At 64.1% G+C, this 23188-nt stretch carries 20 protein-coding genes and 5 tRNA genes; 14 read left to right on the top strand and 11 right to left on the bottom strand.

Translation table 11 applies throughout. From position 1 onward, the window contains the following. The first annotated feature begins 23 nt into the window (after positions 1–23). From purT to J9885_RS07670, 3 genes are all read left to right on the top strand, one after another. A complete protein-coding gene (gene purT, locus J9885_RS07680; protein ID WP_210548636.1) occupies positions 24–1202 on the top strand; it encodes a formate-dependent phosphoribosylglycinamide formyltransferase in 1179 nt (392 codons plus the stop codon). 127 nt (positions 1203–1329) lie between these two features. Then, positions 1330–1989: a hexitol phosphatase HxpB gene (gene hxpB / locus J9885_RS07675; protein ID WP_210548635.1), complete on the top strand. Its 660-nt coding sequence runs from the start codon at positions 1330–1332 to the stop codon at positions 1987–1989. A 246-nt stretch (positions 1990–2235) separates the two neighbouring features. Next, on the top strand, positions 2236–2439 hold the full coding sequence (locus tag J9885_RS07670) for a CPXCG motif-containing cysteine-rich protein (RefSeq protein ID WP_005301298.1): 204 nt from the start codon (positions 2236–2238) through the stop codon (positions 2437–2439). A gap of 94 nt (positions 2440–2533) precedes the next feature. Here the strand turns inward: J9885_RS07670 and J9885_RS07665 are convergent, their stop codons facing one another. Then, positions 2534–3145, bottom strand: a complete 612-nt coding sequence (locus J9885_RS07665) for a riboflavin synthase subunit alpha (RefSeq protein ID WP_210548634.1) — start codon at positions 3143–3145, stop codon at positions 2534–2536. Positions 3146–3280: 135 nt separating this feature from the next. On the opposite strand from J9885_RS07665, the gene J9885_RS07660 reads away from it, so the two are divergent. The 7 genes from J9885_RS07660 (at position 3281) to J9885_RS07630 (ending at position 5691) form a co-directional block, all read left to right on the top strand. Further along, on the top strand, positions 3281–3487 hold the full coding sequence (locus tag J9885_RS07660; protein ID WP_043760763.1) for a YaeP family protein: 207 nt from the start codon (positions 3281–3283) through the stop codon (positions 3485–3487). Positions 3488–3639: 152 nt separating this feature from the next. Beyond that, on the top strand, positions 3640–5019 hold the full coding sequence (locus J9885_RS07655) for an MATE family efflux transporter (protein WP_210548633.1): 1380 nt from the start codon (positions 3640–3642) through the stop codon (positions 5017–5019). Positions 5020–5202: 183 nt separating this feature from the next. Further along, positions 5203–5279 (top strand) — tRNA-Val (locus tag J9885_RS07650). Positions 5280–5290: 11 nt separating this feature from the next. After that, positions 5291–5367: transfer RNA gene (locus J9885_RS07645), tRNA-Val, on the top strand. 17 nt (positions 5368–5384) lie between these two features. Beyond that, positions 5385–5461, top strand: a tRNA-Val gene (locus tag J9885_RS07640). Between the two features lie 37 nt (positions 5462–5498). After that, a tRNA-Val gene (locus J9885_RS07635) sits at positions 5499–5575 on the top strand. A gap of 39 nt (positions 5576–5614) precedes the next feature. After that, positions 5615–5691, top strand: a tRNA-Val gene (locus J9885_RS07630). 134 nt (positions 5692–5825) lie between these two features. Here J9885_RS07630 and J9885_RS07625 read toward each other — a convergent pair. Beyond that, a complete protein-coding gene (locus J9885_RS07625) occupies positions 5826–8240 on the bottom strand; it encodes a DNA polymerase II (RefSeq protein WP_210548632.1) in 2415 nt (804 codons plus the stop codon). A gap of 230 nt (positions 8241–8470) precedes the next feature. On the opposite strand from J9885_RS07625, the gene J9885_RS07620 reads away from it, so the two are divergent. Beyond that, positions 8471–9349 (top strand): pirin family protein, encoded by an 879-nt coding sequence (locus J9885_RS07620; protein ID WP_210548631.1) that lies wholly within the window; start codon positions 8471–8473, stop codon positions 9347–9349. A 278-nt stretch (positions 9350–9627) separates the two neighbouring features. Then, positions 9628–9936 carry a hypothetical protein gene (locus tag J9885_RS07615; RefSeq protein WP_210548630.1) on the top strand — a complete coding sequence of 103 codons (309 nt, stop codon included), beginning with the start codon at positions 9628–9630 and terminating at the stop codon, positions 9934–9936. Between the two features lie 156 nt (positions 9937–10092). Here the strand turns inward: J9885_RS07615 and J9885_RS07610 are convergent, their stop codons facing one another. The 4 genes from J9885_RS07610 to J9885_RS07595 form a co-directional block, all read right to left on the bottom strand. Next, positions 10093–10953, bottom strand: a complete 861-nt coding sequence (locus tag J9885_RS07610) for a PA4780 family RIO1-like protein kinase (RefSeq protein ID WP_043760776.1) — start codon at positions 10951–10953, stop codon at positions 10093–10095. 135 nt (positions 10954–11088) lie between these two features. Next, on the bottom strand, positions 11089–12084 hold the full coding sequence (locus J9885_RS07605) for a lauroyl-Kdo(2)-lipid IV(A) myristoyltransferase (protein WP_210548629.1): 996 nt from the start codon (positions 12082–12084) through the stop codon (positions 11089–11091). Positions 12085–12225: 141 nt separating this feature from the next. After that, positions 12226–13215, bottom strand: coding sequence for a lipid A biosynthesis (KDO)2-(lauroyl)-lipid IVA acyltransferase (locus tag J9885_RS07600; RefSeq protein ID WP_210548628.1), 990 nt, complete (start codon positions 13213–13215; stop codon positions 12226–12228). A gap of 220 nt (positions 13216–13435) precedes the next feature. After that, positions 13436–14416 (bottom strand): TDT family transporter, encoded by a 981-nt coding sequence (locus J9885_RS07595; protein WP_210548627.1) that lies wholly within the window; start codon positions 14414–14416, stop codon positions 13436–13438. A 104-nt stretch (positions 14417–14520) separates the two neighbouring features. Here J9885_RS07595 and J9885_RS07590 point away from each other — a divergent pair, with 104 nt between their 5' ends. Further along, entirely contained in the window at positions 14521–15405 is an 885-nt protein-coding gene (locus J9885_RS07590; RefSeq protein ID WP_210548626.1) for a LysR substrate-binding domain-containing protein, read from the top strand. Between the two features lie 81 nt (positions 15406–15486). On the opposite strand, the gene J9885_RS07585 is transcribed toward J9885_RS07590, so the two are convergent. The 4 genes from J9885_RS07585 to J9885_RS07570 all read right to left on the bottom strand — a co-directional run bounded on the left by J9885_RS07585 (position 15487) and on the right by J9885_RS07570 (position 21007). After that, positions 15487–16470, bottom strand: coding sequence for a Gfo/Idh/MocA family oxidoreductase (locus J9885_RS07585; protein ID WP_210548625.1), 984 nt, complete (start codon positions 16468–16470; stop codon positions 15487–15489). A 61-nt stretch (positions 16471–16531) separates the two neighbouring features. Then, positions 16532–17389 carry a deoxyribonuclease IV gene (gene nfo / locus J9885_RS07580; protein WP_210548624.1) on the bottom strand — a complete coding sequence of 286 codons (858 nt, stop codon included), beginning with the start codon at positions 17387–17389 and terminating at the stop codon, positions 16532–16534. A gap of 226 nt (positions 17390–17615) precedes the next feature. Continuing rightward, entirely contained in the window at positions 17616–18656 is a 1041-nt protein-coding gene (locus tag J9885_RS07575) for a sensor domain-containing diguanylate cyclase (protein ID WP_210548623.1), read from the bottom strand. A gap of 314 nt (positions 18657–18970) precedes the next feature. Continuing rightward, complete coding sequence (locus J9885_RS07570) at positions 18971–21007, bottom strand: glycoside hydrolase family 3 N-terminal domain-containing protein (RefSeq protein WP_210548622.1); 2037 nt, start codon at positions 21005–21007, stop codon at positions 18971–18973. Positions 21008–21238: 231 nt separating this feature from the next. On the opposite strand from J9885_RS07570, the gene J9885_RS07565 reads away from it, so the two are divergent. Next, the gene (locus J9885_RS07565) at positions 21239–22249 is read left to right on the top strand and encodes an AraC family transcriptional regulator (protein WP_210548621.1); all 1011 of its coding nucleotides are present in this window, start codon (positions 21239–21241) and stop codon (positions 22247–22249) included. Here J9885_RS07565 and J9885_RS07560 read toward each other — a convergent pair. Next, complete coding sequence (locus tag J9885_RS07560; RefSeq protein WP_210548620.1) at positions 22229–23164, bottom strand: LysR family transcriptional regulator; 936 nt, start codon at positions 23162–23164, stop codon at positions 22229–22231. The genes J9885_RS07565 and J9885_RS07560 overlap by 21 nt on opposite strands. Between the last annotated feature and the right edge of the window lie 24 nt (positions 23165–23188).

The following is a 23188-nucleotide window of genomic DNA, read 5'->3' as shown; positions in this document are numbered from 1 at the left end:
TCCTCGACCTCAGGAGAGATAACATGTTTGGAACCGCCACCCGCCCCGGCGCCACCTGTGCCCTGCTGCTCGGCTCCGGCGAACTCGGCAAGGAAGTCGCCATCGAATTGCAACGGCTCGGCATCGAGGTGATCGCCGCCGACCGCTACCCCAACGCCCCCGCCATGCAGGTGGCGCACCAGGCCCGCGTGCTGGACATGCTGGACGGCGCCGCCCTGCGCGCCCTGGTGGCCGAGATCCAACCCGACCTCATCATCCCCGAGATTGAGGCCATTGCCACCGATACCCTGGCTGCCCTGGAGCAGGAGGGGGTCAGGGTGGTGCCGAACGCCCGTGCCACCCAGCTCACCATGAACCGGGAGGGGATCCGCCGCCTCGCCGCCGAAACCCTGGGGCTGCCCACCTCCACCTACCGCTTCGCCCAGAGCAGGGAGGAGTTCGTCGCCGCCGTCGAGGCGATCGGCCTGCCCTGCGTGGTGAAGCCGGTGATGAGCTCGTCCGGCAAGGGCCAGAGCCTGCTGCGCGATCTCGCCAAACTGGACGAGAGCTGGACCTATGCCCAGGAGGGGGGTCGCGCCGGTCGCGGTAAGGTGATCGTCGAAGGCTTCGTGCCCTTCGAGTACGAGATCACCCTGCTCACGGTGCGTGCCGTGGACGGCATCCACTTCTGCGATCCCATCGGCCATCGTCAGGAGGATGGCGACTACCGCGAATCCTGGCAGCCCCAGGCGATGAGCGAGCTGGCCCTGGCTCGCGCCAAGGAGGTGGCGGCCAAGGTGGTCGAAGCCCTTGGCGGCTACGGTCTGTTCGGGGTCGAGCTCTTCATCAGGGGTGACGAGGTGTGGTTCAGCGAAGTCTCCCCCCGTCCCCACGACACCGGCATGGTGACCCTGATCTCCCAGGATCTCTCCGAGTTCGCCCTGCACGTGCGCGCCATCCTGGGGTTGCCCATCGGCACCATCACCACGTTCGGGCCAAGCGCCTCCGCCGTGGTACTGCGGGACGGCCACAGCCAGGACATTCGCTATCAGGGTGTCGGTGAGGCGCTGGCTCTGGTGCCGGGTGCCCAGTTGCGCCTGTTCGGCAAACCGGAGATCGCCGGTCGCCGTCGCCTCGGGGTAGCCCTGGCCCGCGGCCAGGATTGCACTGAAGCGGTGGAACAGGCCAAGGCGGTTGCCGCCCGGGTCGAGGTCCTCTTCTGATCCCGTTGCATCGGCGCACAACACAAACGCTTATCGGCATGATCTGGCGCAAGGGGCAGGCGACTGCCCCTTTTCCATTGAGGCGCCTGCCGTATAATCCCCCCTTCACCTCTGTCAGGAGTACAAGATGTTAGCTGCCGTGATCTTCGATATGGATGGCGTTCTGATCGACTCGGAACCCTTTTGGCAACGGGCCCAGATGGCCGTGTTCTCCGAGTTGGGTCACCCCCACACGGAAGAGGACTGCAACTCCACCATAGGGGTGCGCATCGATCAGCTGGTGGCCCACTGGTATCGACTGCGCCCCTGGAGCGGTCCCAGCCAGGACGAGGTGGTACAGCGCATCCTGGATCAGGTGATCACCCTCATTCTGGCGGAAGGCGAGCCCAAGGCCGGCGTGCTGGAGGCCCTCGACCTTATCGAGGCGCAGGGCCTCAAGATCGGGCTTGCCACCTCCTCCCCCTTCGCCATGGTGGACGCCGTCCTCGGCAAGCTGGGCATCCAGGATCGCTTCATGGCGGTGCACTCCGCCGAGGTGGAGCGCTTTGGCAAGCCCCACCCGGATGTCTACATCCACGCCGCCGAGAAGCTGGGTGTGGACCCGGTGCACTGTCTCGCCATCGAGGACAGCTTCACCGGGCTGCTGGCCGCCAAGGCCGCCTCCATGACGGCGCTGATCGTGCCGGACCCGGCCCTGGTCGGCGATCCCCGCCTGGCCATCGCCAACCACGAGCTGTGCTCCCTTGCCGAGCTGGACGCCGAGATGCTGGCCAGATGGGTCGGGTGATCCGCGTATTGGCCATCGCCAACCACGAGCTGCGCTCCCTTGCCGAGCTGGACGCCGAGATGCTGGCCAGCTGGGTCTGGTGAGCCCCAAAACGGTACCCTGGTGCCTGAGCCGTCGACCTCATCCGTGGGTGACCTCGCCTCTCCCTTGATCAGGGTCATAAACGTGCGCTTGCTCGCGGTCAAGGCCACGCGACCCAACTAGAATCAGGGGAGAAAGGCGGCCCAAGGGCCCGAGGAGGTCACCATGATCGAGTACACCAGCAAGCGCATCGTCTGCCCCCACTGCGGCCATCACACCCGGGTCGAGCTGGATGCCAGCCAGGGGGATCAGGAGTTCTACGAGGATTGCATGGCCTGCTGCAACCCCATCCACCTGCGGCTGCACAGGGACGAAGCCCGTGACTGCCTGCAACTCTTCGTGGATGCCGACGACGAGCAGATGTTCTGAGTCACCCTATCGCGGGATAGAGAAAGACAAAGCGGGACCCAATGGGTCCCGCTCTCCTGTGCGCAGCAACAGCCTCGGCGGCCGTGTCCGGCGCTTATTGGCGTGCCGCCAGCACCCGCTCCACCGTGTCGACGATGGCCTGGGTTTGGGGATCGATCTCGATGTTGGTCTGCCAGCCGGCCTTGACCCAGCCGAGGTTGGTGCGGGCCAGGGTCTCGGGGATCAGGTTGACGCAGAACTCGTTGCCACGTACCTCACCCACGGTCAGGCTGATGCCGTCGATGCCGATATACCCCTTGGTCAGCACGTATTTCATGAGTTCGGGGGCGAGGCGATACCACACCTGGCGGTTGTTGGGGGTGTCGATGACCGAGGTCACCTGCGCCGTGCCCATGATGTGGCCGGACATGGCGTGACCACCAATCTCGTCGCCAAAGCGGGCGGCCCGCTCCACATTGACCTTGTCCCCGACCACCAGCTCCCCGAGGTTGGTGAGGCGCAGTGTCTCCTGCATCAGATCGAAGCTGACCAGATCCCCCTCCACCCGGGTGACGGTGAGGCAACAGCCGTTGTGGGCCACGGAGGCCCCGAGCGCCAGCCCCTCGCCCCAGGCCGGACTCGGCATGCGGATCACATGGGTGCGAAAGTTGGGTTTCGCCTCGATGGCCACCAGTTCGGCGGTCCCCTGTACTATGCCGGTGAACATGTGTCTCTCCACACTGTGACAAATTTGTCGGCAGGTTACCCCTCGCCACCGTGCAAGACAAGGCTGCCGGCTGACAAGAACGAGCGCGATCGCTATAGTGACCCCATTCAATCCAGGCTTAACGAGGAAATAAAAATGCAGGTATATCAATGCTGTGAAGCCATTCGCATCGCCTACAACCAGATTGGCTCCGGTGAACAGGGCTATGTGCCCCATGCCATCGCTGCCACCATCCGGGCGCTCAACGCCGTGGCCTCCGACGAGCGGGTACCGGCGGATCTGCGCGAGCAGGCCGCCTATGCCGCGGCCAACCTGCTGATCAGCGATCACGAGGACGCCTGATCACCGGGTCAAACTACGCCGCCGACCTTCCCCGTTGGCGGTTTTTCAGGCTAGAATGACACCCCCGCATTTTGTCTCCTCAGGACGAGGAGGCAAAAGCCCATCTCTCTTACCCGCTCTTTCTCTTTTATCTGATCCACTCGGAGGTGTCAGTGCAACGTTATTGGTCCGAGGCGAGGCAGCTTATTCGTCTAGCCAGCCCCATACTGGTGGCCCAGGTGGCCCAGATCGCCATGAACTTCGTCGATACCGTGATGGCGGGACAGGTGAGCGCCGTGGATCTGGCCGCCGTATCGGTGGCTTCCAGCTTCTGGCTGCCGGTCATCCTGCTGGTGCAGGGCATCATCATGGCCCTCACTCCCATCGTCTCCCAGCTCAACGGCGCCCGCAAACAAGACGAGGTGCGCCCCGCCGTGCATCAGGGCTTCTGGCTGGCACTGATGGTGACGCCCATCGCCATGGTAGCGCTCTACTTCAGCCCCCTGGCGCTCCAGTTCATGGACGTGGATCCCGTCATGGCGGCCAAGACCGCCGGCTACCTGCACGCCATCCTGTGGGGGCTGCCCGCCTTCGTGCTGTTCCAGGTGCTGCGCAACTTCAGCGAGGGGCTCTCCCACACCATGCCGACCATGGTGATCGGCTTCGTCGGCCTCGCGGTCAACATCCCCGCGAACTACATCTTCATCCACGGCCACTTCGGCATGCCGAAACTCGGCGGGGTCGGCTGTGGCGTGGCCACCGCCATCGTGCTCTGGGCCATGCTGCTGGCGATGATCCTCTATGTGAAGTTCTCGTCCCACTTCCAGAAGATCAACCTCTTCGCCCAGCTTGCGCGCCCCAACGGCAGCCGGATCTGGCGCCTGTTCCGCTTAGGGTTTCCCATCGCCATGGCCATCTTCTGCGAGGTGACCCTGTTTACCGTGGTGGCCCTGATGCTGGCGCCCTTTGGCGCGGAGACGGTGGCGAGCCACCAGATAGCGCTCAACTTCTCCAGCCTGGTCTTTATGCTGCCGCTGTCCATTGGTGTCGGCGTGACCATCCGGGTCGGTCACAACATAGGGGAAGGCCAGCCGGATCAGGCCAGGGTCGCCGCCCGCACCGGCCTGATGCTGGGCATGGGGGTGGCCGCTGCCACCGCCGCCCTCACCGTGCTGCTGCGCGAGCCCATCGCGGGGATCTACACCGACGATCTGCAGGTAATCGGCCTCGCCGCCACCCTGCTCTTCTTCGCCGCCATCTACCAGATCTCCGACTCGGTGCAGGTGGTCGCGGCCGCCGCCCTTCGCGGCTACAAGGACACCCAGGCCATCTTCTACGTCACCATCGTCGCCTACTGGGGCATGGGACTGCCTACCGGCATGATCCTGGGACTGACCGACTGGGTGGTGCCGCGCATGGGGCCCCAGGGCTTCTGGGTCGGCTTCATCGTCGGGTTGACCAGTGCCGCCCTGATGCTGGGAGCGCGGCTTCGCGTCATCTATGGCCGCTTCGCGAGCCCCGCAGCCTGCACCGCCCTTTCCCGGGCGCAATAGCAGTCAAAGTAACCCTGCCCGGTGGCAAGCTCGCCTGTAAAATCAACAGGCTGCGCAAGAACTGGGCAAACAGTCTCCTTTGTGCGTGTCCCTTGTTGACAGCCCTGGGGGCCATGGGTAGTATGCCGACCACGCCAGCAATGCTGGCGGGATAAAACGGGTTTTCAATCCGGTTTATGAAGTGGGTTTATAGCTCAGTTGGTTAGAGCACTACCTTGACATGGTAGGGGTCGTTGGTTCGAATCCAATTAAACCCACCACTTTTCGTGATGCGTCCTTAGCTCAGCTGGTTAGAGCACCACCTTGACATGGTGGGGGTCGGTGGTTCGAATCCACTAGGACGCACCATCACGAAATCCTGTTATGCGTCCTTAGCTCAGCTGGTTAGAGCATCACCTTGACATGGTGGGGGTCGGTGGTTCGAATCCACTAGGACGCACCATAACAGTTTGAATAGATTGCAGATGTGAATTTGATGTGGGTTTATAGCTCAGTTGGTTAGAGCACTACCTTGACATGGTAGGGGTCGTTGGTTCGAATCCAATTAAACCCACCACTTCATTGCAACGAAGCACAAAGTCGCCTTGCGCACCCTGCGTCCTTAGCTCAGCTGGTTAGAGCATCACCTTGACATGGTGGGGGTCGGTGGTTCGAATCCACTAGGACGCACCATTTTATGAAAAGCCCGCTCTCTGAGCGGGCTTTTTGCATTGCCCCCTTCCCCACAGCGAAGCCCGTATTTCATCAAGAGACACCATGGCGGCAAAGGTGGCCAGCCACTGGCCAGCCTGTTTCCCCCCTGGCCGTCAGAAGAGATCCAGCTGCTGACCGCAGATCCGCTCGAACGACTCGCCGATAAAGGGCAGGATGGCATCCGCAATCGGCTTTAACTGCTTGTCGATATAGTGCTCGTAGTCGATGGCGCTGCGCCTGTATTCCAGCGGCTCCGGCCCGTTCAAGGTGACCAGGTAGGCGATGGTGCCCCTGTGCTGGTAGCGCTGGGGTTGACCGCGGCGCAGGTTCTCCTCGTCGGCCAGGCGCGCCGCCCGCACATGGGGCGGCACGTTCTTCTGGTACTCCTCGAGCTTCTGGCGCAGCCGCTTGCGATAGACCAGCAGATCGTCGTGCCGGCCGGCCCGGGTCTCGTCCACCATGGTGCGCACATAGCCGCTGGGATCCTGGTCGTGAAACACCATCTCGTAGAGCCGGGTCTGGAACGCCTTGGCAAGGGGCGTCCAGTCGGTGCGCACCGATTCCAGCCCCTTGAACACCAGATGTTCTTCCTCCCCTCGCCCCTCATCCTGTTTTCCAACCAGGCCGGCGTAACGCTTCTTGCTCCCCTTCTCCAGTCCGCGAATGGTGGGCATCAGGAAGCGGCGGTAGTGGGTCTCGTACTGGATCTCGAGATGGCTCGGCAGGTCGAACTCCCGCCTGATCAATGCCGTCCAGTTGTCGTTGATCATCCTCGCGAGATGCTGGCCAATCTCGTCCGCCTGCTCTGGGCTGGTATGCCCCGCCAGATGCACGAAGGTGGAATCGGTGTCGCCATAGATCACCTCATACCCCTCTCCCTCTATCCACTCCCGGGTCTGCTGCATGATGCCGTGACCGCGCAAGGTGATGGAGGAGGCGAGGCGCGGATCGTAGAAGCGGCAGCCCCCCGAGCCCAGCACCCCATAGAAGGAGTTCATGATGATCTTGATGGCCTGGGAGAGCGCCTTGTTGCCGGCCGCCTTGGCCCTGTCCCGCGCCGCCCAGAGGGTCGCGATGAGATCCGGCAGGAAGTGGCGGGTGCGGGAGAACAGGGCGCCGCGAAACCCCGGAATGGCGTGCACGGGATCCTGCAACCCCTCCACCAGCCCCATGGGATCGATGCAGAAGGTGCGGATGATGCTGGGATACAGACTCTTGAAGTCGAGCACCAGCACGTGGCGATAAAGCCCCGGCTTGGAGTCCATCACATAGCCACCCGGGCTCGCGAGACCCCCGTCGGCAGGCAGGTTGGGGGCCACGTAGCCGCCGCGATGGAGCCGTGGCAGATAGAGGTTGGTGAAGGCCGCCACCGAGCCCCCTACCCGGTCGAGCTCGAGGCCGGTGAGGGAGGCCCGCTCGATGGCAAAGGGGATGAGGTGGCAGTAGTCGAAGATCTCCCACACCAACTTGCAGTCTTCAAGGTTGTAGCGGGCCAGCGCCTCCTTGTCGGAGTGGAACAGCTCGGTGATCTTCTCCCCCCGGTTCGCCACGTCCTCGATATCCTTGCCACGCCCGAGCAGTTCGCTCGCCACCGCATCCAGGCTGTAGCTCGGGAACTGCCAGGTGGCGCTTTTCAGGGTGTCGATGCCGTCCAGCACCATGCGCCCGGGGATGATGACGTTGCCAGTCTGGGGATCGCCACGGGAGGATCGCCAGAAGCAGAGCTCGCGCCCCCGCCCGAGCCGCAGCCGCCGTTTGTAGAGCTCGGCACGGCGCAGCAGCAGGCGAAAGTCGAAGTTGACCACGTTCCAGCCGATGACGAGATCGGGATCGTGCCGCTGGAACCAGCTCTCCAGAGCCCCCAGCAGGGCGTTCTCATCCGCCACCCACTCGACCCGGGTGCCCCAGCTGTCGCTGTCCGCCTCCGGGGCACCAATCATGATGACCCGCGCATCCTCGGGGCTGTAGAGCCCCACCGAGAAGAGGGCCCCGTCCATGGCGCACTCCACGTCGAGGGAGACCCAGGAGAGGGTCGGCGTCACGGTTTGGGGGGCGCAGCGCGCCTCGCTCACCTCCCAGTAACCCTGCCTGCCTCCCTTGCGCCTCGCCTTGCCGCCAAAGCGCACCCCGGCAGTGATGAAGCGCTCCATCAGGAAACGCTCCGGCAGCCGGATGTCCGCCTCGAAGTGCTCCAGACCACGGATGAGCAGCAGCTCGATGGCGCGGTGGAAGGCGCTCAGGGTGGCAAAGTAGCAGCCCACCACCTTGCAGCCCTCGAAGGTGTGCATGGGCAGGCGGCGAAAACGCCCCCTCACTCCGGCCCCCTTGAAGAGCTCGGCCGCCTCCTCCAGATGGCGCTCCGGCAGGAAGAAGACCGGCTCCTGCCCAGGCACCACCAGCCGCACCGGCCCCTGCTCGCTCCAGAGCCACATCACGATTTCGGTGCGGCCGTGTACGTCCCGGCCATGACGGGTCAGGATGAAGCCATCGGCGGGTGGAGTCACGGAGGGGGGCTGGATCTCGGTCATGCAGGCTGTCGGGCTCAAGGCTGGAATGGGACTATTGTACGTTCATACAGTGCCTTGCCGCAATTGCCCGGCCAGGAGGCCTTCGCCTGCCATCCGGCGCGGGATTGGTGCATAGTAGCCTTGTGGTCAGCTCATCGCCGCCTGTGCTGCGTCGTCGCCAGTCAGAAGCGTTGCGGCGATGGACCGCCAGAGCGGCTATCTTCTTCCTTTCCCCACACAAGGAGCACCCCATGACACATGAGTGGCAACGCATTTCTTCCCGCCTCACCGACGTGGGCGGCATCCCGGTTGCCCGGGCCATCCCGGTCAAGGAGCGGCGCACCATAGGGCCCTGGTGCTTTCTCGACCATATCGGACCGACCCGCTTCGCACCCGGCGCCCCGGGGCTCAACGTGGGCCCCCACCCCCATATCGCCCTGCAGACCTTCACCTGGATGCTGGAGGGGGAGATCCTGCACCGGGACAGCCTTGGCAGCGAACAGGTGATCCGCCCCGGCCAGGTCAACCTGATGACTGCCGGGCGCGGTATCGCCCATACCGAGGAGTCCCTCCCGAACCAGCCCGATCTGCATGCCGCCCAGCTCTGGATAGCGCTGCCGGAGGAGGATCAGCATACCAGCCCCCGCTTCGACCACTACCCCAGGCTCCCCCGCTGGCAGGAGGGGGAGATCACCCTGACCCTGCTCATCGGCGAGCACGGGGGATGTAGCGCGCCCACCCTGCACTTCTCCCCCATCCTGGGACTGGATCTGCACGCCCCCGCGGGGGGACGGCTCACCCTGACCCTGAACCCCGCCTTCGAGCACGGTCTCTTCCCGCTGCAAGGGCAAGCGAGCATCGCAGGGGACGCGCTCGAGCCGGAACAGCTGCTCTATCTGCCGCCGGGCAACCGGGAGGTGGCGGTCGAGCTCAGCCCGGGTGCCCGCCTGCTGCTCATCGGAGGCGAGCCCCTGACCCAGCCGCTGCAGATCTGGTGGAACTTCGTGAGCTTCGACCGTGAGGCCATTCGCACCGCCGCCGCCGACTGGGAGCGCGGCGATCCGCGCTTTGGCGAGGTGCAGGGCTATGCCGGCCCCCGCCTCCAGGCGCCGCCCCTGGCCGGGATCTAGTCCCCGCCGCTGAAAAGCAAAAGAGCGCCCATGGCGCTCTTTTGACTCAATGGAGGTGCCCCTCAGCCCTCGCTCGTGCCGTGGGGCCTGGTGATGCGCCGCTTCCCGGCATCCCGCCCACGGCATTCCCCTCGCCAGGCGCCAAACCTGAGCGAGGCCGACTGGCCGCCACGGCCTCTCTCGACTGAGGTCAGCCAGCAGGCTCTGCTGTGCCATTGGCACAAGCGGGTCAAACAGGGCAGACTACGGGCTCTTTTGGTGACCACCCAGGACTGTCTATGGATTTATCTCCCCTCTATCACGCCGGCGCAGCGCTCTTTATCCAGGCGCTGATCGGATACCGTCTTGGGCACTGGGGATACGGCGGCCTCGTGGGGTGCATCTGGTTTATCGCACGGGAGCAGACGCAGGCAGAATACCGCTGGATAGCCCTGCTGGGAGAGGGGCGGCGGATCAACATGCCCTGGTGGGGCGGATTCGATCCCAGGGTCTGGGATCTCGGGAGCATTCTGGATTTCATGGTGCCGATGGCCTTGTGCACCCTGGTGTTCGTGGTGGCACGGCGCCCTTGTCGGCAAGTTTGCTGATCCGCCTCGTTAATCGACCCCGGCCGGGCACAGCGCCAACCAGAAGAGGGGCCATGACGGCCCCTCTTCTGGTTCTGTGCTCAATACCCTTGCGGCTCCAAGATGGCCGGCCCTCTCATACGGAAGGCCTGAGACAAGGGACGCCTCAGACTCGTATCAGAACCCTTCCTCCTGCTCCGCCTGCTGCCTGGCCCGGCGAGCCATGGCCTCGGCCTGGGCGCTCTCTATCTCGTGCAGCACCCCGTCCAGATCGACGGCCTCCCGGCTCTCCTCGAACAGGCCGGTGAGCTCGGTCTCGGGGCCCAGCTTGCCATCTTCGAACAGGGCCCACATCTCCCTGGCGTAGCGGGTCTTGAGCAGCTCGGGCGCATACATGCCGTAGTAGTTGCGCATGTTGTTGACGTCCCGCTCCAGCATGGCCTTCGCCTGGTTGTTGGCGGCAGCGTCCACCACCTGGGGCAGGTCGATGATGACCGGGCCCTGTGCGTCCACCAGCACGTTGAACTCCGAGAGGTCCCCGTGAATGAGGCCGGCGCAGAGCATGCGCACCACGTAGCGGATCACCTTGCCATGGTCGATGAGCGCCTGCTCCCGGGTGAGCGCCACGTCGTTGAGACGGGGAGCCACGTTGCCGTCTGCATCGGTCACCAGCTCCATCAGCAGCACGCCATCCAGACAGACATGGGGTCTGGGCACCCGCACGCCGGCGGCGGCCAGCTTGAACAGGGCATCCACCTCGGTGTTCTGCCACACCTCCTCATGCTGCTGGCGACCGTACTTGGAGCCCTTCTCCATGGCCCTGGCGTTGCGACTGTTGCGCACCCGGCGTCCCTCCTGGTAGACCACCGCCTGCTTGAAGCTGCGCTTGGAGGCCTCCTTGTAGACCTTGGCGCAGCGGATCTCGTCCCCGCAGCGCACCACGTAGACGTCGGCCTCCTTGCCGCTCATCAACCGGCTGATGACCTCGTCCACCAGGCCGTCATCAACCAGGGGCTGGATTCGATTCGGAATTTTCATTAACGCCCTGTCACCCTCTTCATGGCATAGTTGCCTCTGTTTGTCCCCTGACCGCCATGGTCATCTCTGCAACCGGAGCATGCGGTGCCAGCGCCATCAGGTCAATAAAAACGGCCCGCAGACGGGCCGTGTCGATCAAGGCTCGGGGGGCAACCCCTGGCGGATGCGGCGGATCCCCTCCTCGTAGAGACCATCTTTCCCCAGGTTATCCTCCTGGGTCTCGAAGATCTTGAGAAACCACATGTACTGCTCGGGGAAGCGGGTCAGTTGCAGCTCCACCATGCGGTTCATGAGGTTGACGTCCGCCTCCAGGTCCGCCGTGGGATAGGGATCGAACGGCGGTTCAATCTCCATCCGGTAGCAGCCCTCGTCCTCGTCATAGCAGGCGAGGATCGGCACGGCCCTGGCACCGGTCAGCTTCACCAGCTTGGGCAGGGCCGGCAGGGTCGCCTTGGGGTGGCCGAAGAAGGGCACGAAGACGCTCGCCTCGCGGCCATGATCCTGATCCGGCAAGTAGAAGAAGCTGTCGCCACTGCGCAGGGCCTTGATGGCGGGCTTGATGCCGACGCTGCGCTCGTACACCCTGCCCCCCTTGCTGCGCTCGCGGTTGATGTACCAGTCGAACACCAGATCCTTGGGGCTCTTCATCATGGTGCACAGGGGCACCCCCTCGTCGGTGATGAAGCGGCCTATCATGTCCACCGCCCAGGTGTGGGGCACCACGAAGATCATGGGACGACCGGCTGCGCGCTCGGCCTCCACATGTTCCCAGCCCCGCACCTTGATGCGCCCCTTGAGGAAGGCGGGGCTTCGCCAGGTCAGCTCGCCAAACCCCATGAAGGTCTTGAGACCGACCCGGATCGATTTCAGCAGCAGGGCCTGACGACCCGCCTCATCGAGCTCGGGAAAACAGATCCTGAGGTTGGTATCGGCAATGTAGGCCTGCTTTCTGGAGAACCGCAGCAGGGTGGGCGCCAGGGCGTTGGCCAGTTTGTCCCGGACTCTGGCCGGGATCCAGGCCAGCAGGGAGAGCAGGGCTATCGCCAGCCAGCTGCCCCACAGACGGGGGTGCAGCAGGCGAAGATGAAAGGAGGTGTCAAACACCGGGTCTTGTGCGGACATGGTCGCCATCGAATCATCGAAACAGACCGTTATTTTAGTGATCCTGACATTTTTTTCTACCCTGCCCTGCGTCGGGCCCTGACGCCAAGTCACTGATCAGACTAGTTAGAAAAAAAAAGTGGTCCGCATGGGACCACCTTTGAAGGGCGCTCAGGGGTGAGGAGCCAGGCCCCGGCGAATGCGCCGGATCCCCTCTTCGTAGAGACCATCCGGGCCCACCTGGTCCTCCCGGGTGTCGAAGATCTTGAGGAACCACATGTACTGGCCGGGGTGTCGGCGCAGCTGGCGCTCCACGCTGTCGTTCATGCGGCAGGTGTCCGCCAGCAGATCCTCGCTCGGGTAATCGGCGTAGGGGGCCTCTATCTCCAGCCGGTAGCCGTGCGCCGCCTCGTCGTAGCAGGCCAGCACCGGCAGCGCCCGGGCGCCGGTCAGCTTCACCAGCCGTGGCAGGGCCGGCAACGTCGCTTTGGGGTGGTTGAAGAAGGGGGCGAACAGGCTCGCCTCGCGGCCGTGATCCTGATCCGGCAGATAGAAGAAGCTCAGGCCCGACTTGACGGCCTTGATCACCGGCTTGATGCCGGCGCTGCGCTCGTAGACGCGGCAGCCGTGCCGGGCCCGTGCGCCATTGATGTGCCAGTCGAACACCGGGTTGCGAGCGCTCTTCATCATGGTGCACATGGGCAGGCCCCGCTGGGCGAAGTAGTAGCCTGCCGCGTCGATGGGCCAGCTGTGGGGCACCACCAGGATCACCGGCCGACCGGCGGCCTGCTCCGCCTCGATATGTTCCCAGCCACTGACCTGGATCCGCCCCATCACGTGGGCGGGACTGCGCCAGGTGAATTCGCCAAAGCCCAGCAGGCTCTTGAGGCCGACCCGGATGGAGGTCATCAGAATCGCCTCCCGCTCGGCCTCGCTCTTGTCCTTGAAGCAGATGGCGAGGTTGGTCCTGGCGATGTAGATCTGCTTCTTCGAGATGGCGCACACCAGGGGGGCCAGGGCATCGGCCAGACGATCCCGCCAGCGCGGAGGCACGAAGGCAAGCACACCGATGGCGCCGAGGGCGAGCCAGCTCAGCCAGTAACGGGGATGCAACAGGCGGGTCTGGAAACGGGCGTCAAAAACGGGATCAGATGAGGACATGAAAATTGGGCAATAGATAGAGGTGGGATAATGGCGGCCATCCTGACAGGTATTACCAGTTAACGCCAACTGAATGTCACCTGTATGGACAAGTATTTAAGCGGGATCACGGATTGACAGCCGCCTCATTTACCCCATCTGCCTTCCCCTCCCCGCCCCTGTGTGTGGCATGCGACGAACCCCGCAAGGCGGGGTCCGTAACAGAGGCAAGGGCGTGGCATCAGCGGCGTGCGGGCACCTCCAGCACACCGGTCTGACCCGGGGGCAGGAAGAACATCAGGTAGCGCAGCGACACGTAACCCACCACCAGGGTCGCCACTCCCAGTTCCAGATAGGCCAGCTGATGGAGCTGCCAGGCGTAGTCGGCAGCCTCTGGCCACTGCGACAGCAGCTGACTCACCTTGAACAGGGCGGTGGCGCCGATCACCAGCGGGAAGGTGAAGGCGGCATAACCCGGTGAAAAAGGCAGGCGCAGCAACTTGATGAAGGCCAGGTAGATGATGCCGGTCATCAGCACCGCAATCCCGAGCAGCACGGCCACCAGCAGCAGCGACGGATCCGGGCTCACGGTCAGGTAACCGGCCAGAGAGAGGCTGGCAGGGGCCGCCAGGATGGCAATGGTCGGCTTGGCGGCGTCCGGCACTTCGTGGCTGAAGATGAGGCGATAGAGCATCAGCGGCAGCATCAGGGCGTAGCAGGCCATGCCAAACCAGAGCAGGCCCTGTGCCAGGGCGGCGAAGGGGCCACCCGGGTAGGCGACGTCGGCGACGATGATCCCCACCGGCGGCACGAACCAGCTCGGCACCATGTGGTGAATTTCAAACGCCTTGGCCCTGTGCCAGACGAAGGTAGCGAGGAACACCAGGTGAATGATCACCGCAAACAACCAGAGCCCCTGGCCCAGGGTCGGAGCCAGCAGACCGACCGCCTTGGAAACCACCATGGTCCCCATGGCATAGGTGGGCACCACGCTGCCCACCACGGGGTGGGCGAGATCCTGCCACAGCAGGCGCGGGTGCAGCAGGAACTTGAAGGTGAGGATCAGCAGCAGTACGGTGGCGATGGCGGCCCCCAGCAACTGCAGACGGCCATCGAACTGGCCGGCATTTTCCCAGGCCCAGCCAAGGCTGGCGATCCCGAGTGCCAGTCCGGCCATGGGGGTCGGGGCCTGGCCCAGAGAACGACGGGTGCGTGCGATCATCTCGGATACCCTCTTGTTTGGTGACGATGACCATAGGATAAAGAGGGCTTGTCGTTTACGATATCTAAATGAATTGAATTACACGTTTAGGAAAACCAAACAACATGAAGCTCACCCTCCAGCAACTCAAGGTGTTCGCCACCATCGCCCGCCACGGCAACCTGGGGCAGGCGGCCAACGAGCTCTGTCTCAGCAAGGGGGCCGTCTCCCAGGCGTTGCAGGAGCTGGAGCGCCAGCTCGGTACCCCGCTGTTCGATCGGGTACACCCCAGGCTACAGCTCAACAGCGAGGGGCGGCTGCTGCAACCGGCCGCCGAGGAGATGCTGACCCGGATGCAGGAGATTGAGCAGCTGTTCAGCCCGGATGCCGAGCCCAGCGGCCAGTTGCGCTTGGGAGCCAGCCAAACCATAGGCAACTACCTGTTGCCCAGCCTGCTGGCCGGCGGCGCCGGGGATCAGGGCGCCGCCCCCAGGGTCACCATCGCCAACACCCACCTGCTGTGCCACGCCCTGGCCCACTTCGAGCTGGATCTGGCGCTCATCGAGGGGGAGAACCACCACCCGGAGCTGGTGAGCGAGCCCTGGCTCGAAGACGAGATGCTGATCATCGCCCCGCCCCACCACCCCCTGGCTGGCGAGGCAGAGCTGCCGCTTCAACGCCTCGCCGACGAGACCTGGGTGCTGCGCGAGCCTCAATCCGGCAGCCGCGAACAGTTCGAGCAACAGATCCAGCCCGGGCTGCCGCGCTGGCGAGCGGGGATCGAGCTCAACACCCTGGAGGCGGTGATGCTGGCGGTGGAGAAGGGGCTCGGCATCTCCTTCGTCTCCCGCCTCGCAGTTTCCGATCGGCTGCAGCAAGGCCGTCTGGTGGCCCTCACCCCGAACCGCCGCTTCCCCCGCCAGCTCTCCCTCGCCTGGCACAGACAGAAGTTTCACTCCGCGGCCCTGCGCCGCTTCCTCGCCTTCTGCCGCGCCCAGTCCCTCCCCTGATCCCCGATGGCGGATACAAAAAAGAGAGGGCGCCGGTGCGCCCTCTCTTTTTGCGTGGTAATGCCGGCCAGGTGCCTGACTTCACCCCTTCTCCTTGAGCCCGGCCTCGACCCAGCCCAGCACCCGCCGCGTCAGGGCGTGGGGCAGCCAGGGGGAGTCCAGCAGCCGGTGGCGCAGGCAGTCGGCGAAGTGATCCGCCTCGTGTTGCATGCCGCCCCCCTCCACCGGCAGGTAGATATCTGCCGGCCAGGCGGCCGGCGCCTTCTCCCCCTGCCAGCGAATGTGCTGGGGATTCCACCACTTGCCCTCGATGAGCAGGGACCAGCCCTCCCCCTCCAGCCAGGCATCCCGGTCGAGATCCTCGGTGATGGAGGCGCCAAGCTCCGCCTGGAAGGGGGTGTCGAAGGTGAAGCGGGCCGTCAAGTCCACCTCTCCCGGGGCCCGCACCAGGGTGACCTCAGGAGTGCCGCAGGCCAGCCCCAGCCGCTCGCAGAAGACGGCATAGAGCCAGAGCGGATAGACCCCCACATCCCAGGCGGCGCCACCATCCAGCGCCGGATCGAACAACTTGCCGACCGGCGGCTGAGCCGAACCGAAGGCCGCGCAAAGACGGTGGGGGGCCGGCAGCAGCGGCAGGCGTTGCAGCAGGGCGCGCATGGCGGGGAAGCACATCACCTTCATGGCTTCCAGCAGCAAGAGGCCGCGTTCATGGGCAAGCGCCACCAAAGCATCCCACTCCGCCACCCGGGTCACCGCCGGCTTCTCCACCAGCACGTGCTTGCCCGCTAGCAGCATCTGCCTGATCAGGTGGGCATGCTCGGGGTGGATCACTGCCACATAGACGGCCTCCACCTCGGGGCTCTCGGCCAGTGCCTGATAGCTGCCATAGGCAAGGGGCAGCCCCAGTTCATGGGCGAACTCGTCGGCCCGCTGCTGATCCCGGGCGGCGATCGCCACCACCTCAGCGCTCCTGGCGTGCAAGTTGACGTCGCGGCAAAAACGCCGTGCGATGGCCCCCGCCCCGGCAATTCCCCAGCGCAGCGGCGCCCTTCCCTCTTCCTGCATCTTGCCTCCTCACTCCTCTGTGGATGGACGTCGACCCCGGCCTGGCAACGCAAACAAGACGTCAGGCAATGGCCTGGGCGCCCTGCAGACTGCGCAGCCAGCTTATCTCCTCTCCCCAGATAGTTTCGTCTATGGTTTCGAGGATCAGCGGGATACCGTTGAAACGGTCGTCGTTCATGATGTGGTGGAACACCGCCTCTCCGAGATTGCCCTCCCGCAGGCTGTGGTGGCGATCGACCCGGCTACCGAAGGTACACTTGGCGCCGTTGATATGCATCCCCTTCAGGTAGTCAAAGCCCACGATGCGGTCGAAGTCCTCGAACACTGCGGCGCAGGACTCAGGGGTGCGCAGATCGTAGCCGGCGGCGAAGGCGTGACAGGTGTCGAAGCAGACGCCAACCCGGCTCTTGTCCTCCACCCCCTCGATCAGGGTGGCCAGGTGCTCGAACGACCAGCCGAGGTTGGTGCCCTGGCCGGCGGTGTTCTCGATCACCGCCGTCACCCCTTCGCTTCGCTCCAGCGCCCAGTTGATGGACTCGCTCACGAGCTTGAGGCTCGCGGCCTCGGGGATCTGCTTCAGGTGGCTGCCGGGGTGAAAGTTGAGGTAGCAGAGCCCGAGCTGCTCGCAGCGCTTCATTTCGTCCAGGAAGGCATCCCGGGACTTGGCCAGAGCGTCGGGATCCGGGTGACCCAGGTTGATGAGGTAGCTGTCGTGGGGCAGGATCTGCTCGGGGCGAAAGCCTCCCTTCTCGCAGGCCAGCTTGAAGGCGCGAATGCTGGCCTCTGACAACGGTGCCGCCTGCCACTGGCGCTGGTTCTTGGTAAACAGGGCGAAGGCGTTGGCCCCGATAGCCTGGGCACGGGCGATGGTGTTCTCCACCCCGCCGGCCGCACTGACGTGGGCTCCGATAAATTTCATCTCATCTCCTCTGCGCTGTTGCCTTGTGCCCTCCTCGCATGTCGCAAGGCCAGGGCATCCGTATTGGGGCGCCATTATGCCCAAGCCACTCCCCTGCGCCAAACCGGGATTGTCGATGGCCGCCATAGAAAAGGCGCCCGCAGGCGCCCTGATGACAATCGATGTGGCGATCTCGCACCGCCCGGGATGGAGCGCCCGGGACTGTGTTCCCGGGCGTCAGGCCTGGCTAGAGATGGCACTCCACCCTGTTGCGGCCATTTCGCTTCGCGGCATAGAGTGCGCTGTCGGCACGCTTGAGAATGGCGCTGAGATCCGAGTCCTGATGAGACAGGGAAGAAAAGCCGATACTGGCCGTCAGTTTGATGATTTCTCCGCCGTACTCGATGACCTGGGATTCGATGACAGCACGAATATTGTCGAAGATGGCCAGATTATTATCGGGGTGACTGCCCGTGACGATAATGGCAAATTCTTCCCCGCCAATACGGGCAAACATATCCTCTGACCGCATATTTCTTTTGACGACACTGGCGACCTCTTTGAGGGCATGATCCCCCGCATCGTGACCATATTTGTCGTTCAGACTCTTGAAGTGATCCAGATCCAGTATCCCGACGGCGAGCGGTATATCCGTCAATCGGGACAATATCAACCTGCGCTCCCCCTCGTTCATGAAGGCGCGACGATTGGCAGTATCCGTGAGGTAATCGGTGGATGCCTGATGCTCCATCTCCGTCACCTGAAGGTGCAGCTGGATATTGAGGGCCAGCCAGTTTGCCAGGCACTGCAATATGATCGCGTCCTCGACGGTGTAATGGGCCTTCTCATGGTGCGCGACATTCAGGGTACCGATGCATCTGGTTCCCTGGATCATGGGGGCATCCATGCAGCACCCCATGCCGTGCCGGGACAGGATGACACAGTCCTGATCGCTGGATGCCGTCAAGTCATCACAGATCGCCAGCATGCCGGAAGAGAATACCCTTCCCACCATGGTGCCCTCCACCGGGACCAGGGATTCCATGGGAATGGCGTTGTTGCCCATCACGGCATAGAGCCGCAATGAGGTCTCGCTCTCCTTGATGGTGATGCTGGCTCTCTCGGCCGAGAAAATATGGAAAATCCAATTGGCCATCACATTCAACACATCTTGAAGGGATGCAGCCTGAGTCAGATCCTGAATAAAGGAAACCGGAACAGTGATCTTTTTGCCAGGGCCAACTTTAGACAAAAAATGAGGATCAAATATTCTGTCGTTATGATGCATGTCTACCTCACACTGCTTTTTTATTACTGTTTCACTTCGCCCTGTTCCGCAGCAACCAAGCGTTCGGGAGTCCCCCCAGCGCTCCCGGTCAGAGTATAACAACTATGTGTGATCTGAAATGTTTGTTATTAAGAAGCACTGTTGAGTGGGCGAACAATAACCAAATATAAACAAGATTAACAGTAGAGGACGCCTTGAGAACGTTATCATGGCCAATATGGCAAAGGCCGGGGGACGGCCCGCCATTGGCACCCCGCCGCATGCCATGAAAAAGGCGCCCTCGGGCGCCTTGGAGATAGTCAGATGTGCTCTGCTCAATAGGCCAGACCGGCACCATAGGGATAGAGGGGGTTCAGGGAGTCCTTCGCCACATCCGGTGACTGGTTCAGCACCGCCTGCCAGCTGGAGGGCAGCTCGAAGGGCAGCTTGCCGCGCGCCTTCTGCGTGCCGCTCATGACATCGAACAGGGCCTGATCCAGGGCGCCGAAGTTGGCGAGCAGCACCTTGGCCGCCGGTGCCACCTCGGTCAGGATGGCGGGCCTGTCCAGATAGATAGAGAGCACCAGGGGGACGCCAGCCTGCTCGATGGCCTGGATGGCGGCCAGGTCGTCCGCCCCCTGATAGACCCCCTCGTGGGCCGTCTCCTGCACCACCTCAGCCTGGCTGGCAAAGCCGAGCTGGCCGAAATGGACCATGCCGAAGGGGAAGCGGGGATCCTGCTCGTTCGGGGTGTTGACCCGCGCGATGGCGAGATCGGCCTCGGCCAGGCTCGTCACGACGGTGTAGCCGTTGGCCCTGGCCACTTCGGCATTGACGTTATACAGGTAGACCCGCTTGCCATCTGCCTTCAGCGGCAATAATGCCCCCTCGTTCTTGAGCAGCACATGAGCGGCGGATTGTGCCGCCTGGGCCTCCTTCTGGAAGGCGTCGTTGCCCACCAGGGTGACCGCCGCCTGCACGTCCACATAGGGGTTTTCAAAGAGACCCAGCTCGAATTTCTGCTCGAGAATGCGTTCAGCCGATGACGTGACCGCCGCCTCCGTCACCAGACCGGCCTGCACGGCCGCCAGCAGCGGCGCAGGATCCTCCACCCCGCCGAACTGGTTCACCCCGGCGTCGATGGCCTTGGCATAGCGCTCGGCCTTGGAGAGCTTCTCCACTCCCCAGGACATGCCAAAGGGCACGGTCCAGGGGCTCACGCCGGCATCCACCTCCGCCTGGCTGAGCCCTTCCTCACAACGGGTGGGACAGTCGTTGACGATACCCCAGTCGCTGAGCACCACCCCGGAGAAGCCGAAGTGGCCCCGCAGCAGGTCGGTGAGGATCTGGCGGTTGAAGCCAAACCCCACCTCCTCTATGGTCTGCCCTTCGTAGGTCAGCCCCTCTGGCAGGGCGTAATAGGGCATCACGGCGGCCACCTTGGCCTCGAAAGCCCCCTCGAAGGGCACCAGGTGATAGGCGAACTGTCCACCGGGATAGACCTGCTCCTTGCCCCAGGGATTGTGCGCATCCAGCCCATCCTTCTGGGGGCCGGCCCCGGCGAAGTGCTTGACCACGGTGATCACGCTCTCCTTGCCTATGCCCTCGCTCCCCTGCTGGAATCCCTCGATGTAGGCCTTGACCAGGGACTTGGCGAGCTGGTTGTCCTCGCCGAAGGTGCCGTTGATGCGGCCCCAGCGCGGCTCGGTCGCGAGATCCGCCTGGGGCGAGAGCGCCTCGTGAATACCCACGGCACGATACTCCTGGCGGGCAATGTCGCCGAAGCGCTGCACCAGGGCGGCGTCGCCGATGGCGGCGAGCCCCAGGGTCTCCGGCCACTGGGAGAAGGCGCCGGCACCAATGCTGGTAGCCTTGGGATCATGGGTGAAATGGTTGCGGGGATCCGTGCTGACCGTCATGGGAATGCCGAGCCCCACCCCTTCCAGCAGGGCCTGCAGGGTGTTGTTGTCCTCGGCGATGGCCGCGGGATCCCCGGCCATGCGGGTGATGAAGGTATTCACACCATCGCTGCGCAGCATCTTGTCCATGGCGTCGAGGTTGACCCGCCCCTCGGCGTCCAGCACCAGGGTACCGTGCATCATCAGCCCCGCCTTCTGGGCCAGGGTGAGCCTGCCCACCAGATCCCGGGCCCGCTCGGCGGCGCCGAGGCGCCAGTCCTCGTAGGGGGTCAGGGTGCCGTTGCCATCGAGATCCTTGAACTGCAGGCCGTCCTGCTCGATCAGGGCGGCGGTGCGATGGCCCAGGGTGGGTTGTGTCGGCTTGGGGGTGGAGTCGTTGTCGTTGCACCCTGCCAGCAGCAGGGCCCCTATGCTCAGGGCCAGACGAGTCAGGGCGAGCGGATGGTGTTTCATTATTGTGACCTTCCTTGTGTGTGTAGGTCAGGCCACTCTATGCAAAAGCGGCTGCCCTCACTTGCCCGCAGGGTGCAGGAAATTGCCGGTTGGGAGCAGATGCGAAAAGTGTGAAAAGGGTTGCAGGGTTACCCTTGGTTACAATTTTGAAACATGAAGCCAGCGCTGGCTCACGGCAATTTGCCGCCGCAGGGGGATGATGGAGGGCCACTGCCGACAAGGATTTTTGCCGTGAAAACAGTCTCCAACCGGATAGCCCAGCTCTGCCTCACCCACTGGCAGGCCAAGGGGCGGGATCCGGACCATCTCCTGCTGGGTGCCGGCATCGCGCGCGAAGAGCTGCTGCTTCCCCAGGGGCGGATCGATAGCCAGCGCCACTTCCGGCTGCTGGCCCAGGCGGCCCCCCATATGAGCAGCCACCAGTGGGACACGCCCCCCACCCTCACCGGCCTCTTCACCCACTTCCTGCCGCTCGGGAGCCTCTGCTGCAACGGCGCCAGCCTGCGGCAGGCCCTGCACTTCTTCCTCACCTACCGTCCCCTCATCGGCGAGTGCGACAGGATCACGCTGCGAGAGGAAGGGGACGAGGCCAGGCTCAGCTACCACTCGGAATCCGATCACCCGGACGTGGTGGCACTGAGCAGCCTGGCGAACCTGGGCCATCTCTATGCCCTGCTGCAGTTCTACCACCCGGGCGAGGGTCAGCTGGTCCTGCCCGCCCTGATCAGACCCGACCTGTGGCGCCAACTGTCGGCCTGGCTGGGGGATCGCCTGCTGCGGGGTCAGGGGTTCGAGCTGCGCTTCCCCTCGGCCCTGCTCGATCTCGCCCATGGCAACTGCAATGTCCCCCTGCAGCCCCTGCTGCTGGAGGAGCTCGACCGCCAGATGATCCAGCTGCGCCCCAGCCCCCGCTACCGGGATCGCGTGCTCGGGCTCATCCGCCAGCGACTCTGGCAAGAGGGTCTGGACGCGCCGCCCCTGCTCGCCACTGTCTGCGAGAGCCTGCGGCTCACCCGCTGGACCCTCAACCGTCATCTGCGGGAGGAGGGCTGCCACTTCTCCGCCCTGCTGGAGCAGGTGCGCCGGGAGGAGGCGTGCCGCCTGCTGCAGGATCATGCCCTGCCACTACAGGAGGTGGGGGACAGACTCGGCTTTGCCAGCCAGAGCAGCTTCACCCGGTTCTTTCGGACGGCGTTCGCCCTCTCCCCCCGCGAGTTTCGATCAAGGCGCAGCCGCCTCTGATCCCTCTGCCAGGGTGCGACCGATCAACTCCCCCAACCAGTGGATGAAGAGCTGCACTCGCGGCGCCAGCTGGCGGCGATGGGCATAGAGGGCGTGGATGGGGAGCGGTGGCGGCTGCCAGCCGGGCAGGATGCTCACCAGCTCCCCGCTCGCCAGCAGCCCTTCCACCCCCACCCTCGGCATCTGGATGATGCCAAGCCCCGCCAGCGCGGCCGCCAGGTAGGTCTCGCTGTCGTTGACCATCAGGGCCCCCGTCATCGGCAGCAGGGCCCGGCTGCCGTCTTCGTCCCGGTACTCGAACCCGGGCTCTCCGCGCCCCTGACCGGCACCAAAACCGGAGCCATAGTGCACCAGACGGTGATGAGCCAGATCGGCGAGGCACTGCGGCACCCCGTGGCGGGCAAGATAGGTGGCGCTGGCGCAGTTGATCTGGCGATAGTGGCCGAGCGGCCGCGCCACCAGGCTGGAGGACTCGAGCGCCCCGACCCGCACCACGCAGTCAAACCCCTCCCGCACCAGATCCACCCGCCGGTCTGTGCTGCTCAGCATCAGCTGCAAGCCGGGGTGCTGCGCCAGAAACGCGGGCAGCGCCGGGATGACCAGGTGGCGGGCCATCCGGCTCGGCATGTCGACCCTCAGCTGGCCCGAGATCTGGCCCCCCTGGCGAAACAGTCCGTCAAACTCCTCCATATCCGCCAACAGCTCCCGGCATCTGGCGTAGCAGAGCTGGCCGTCCGTGGTCAGTTGCACCCGCCGGGTGGTGCGCAGCAAGAGCCGGGTCCCCATGCGCTCCTCCAGCCGGCGGATGGCGGCGGAGAGGGTCGCCTTGGGGATGCCCGTCTGCTCGGCGCAGCGGGTAAAGCTCTCCAGCTCGGCGACCCGCACGAACGCCCTCATCGCATCCAGTTGATCCATGATTGTCTCGTCAAGTGGAACAGT

The organism is Aeromonas sp. SrichE-2G (genome assembly GCF_017939565.1).
GTDB lineage: Bacteria > Pseudomonadota > Gammaproteobacteria > Enterobacterales > Aeromonadaceae > Aeromonas > Aeromonas taiwanensis.
Note: the sequence above shows the minus strand (reverse complement) of the source record. Positions and strands in the feature narration are given on the sequence as shown.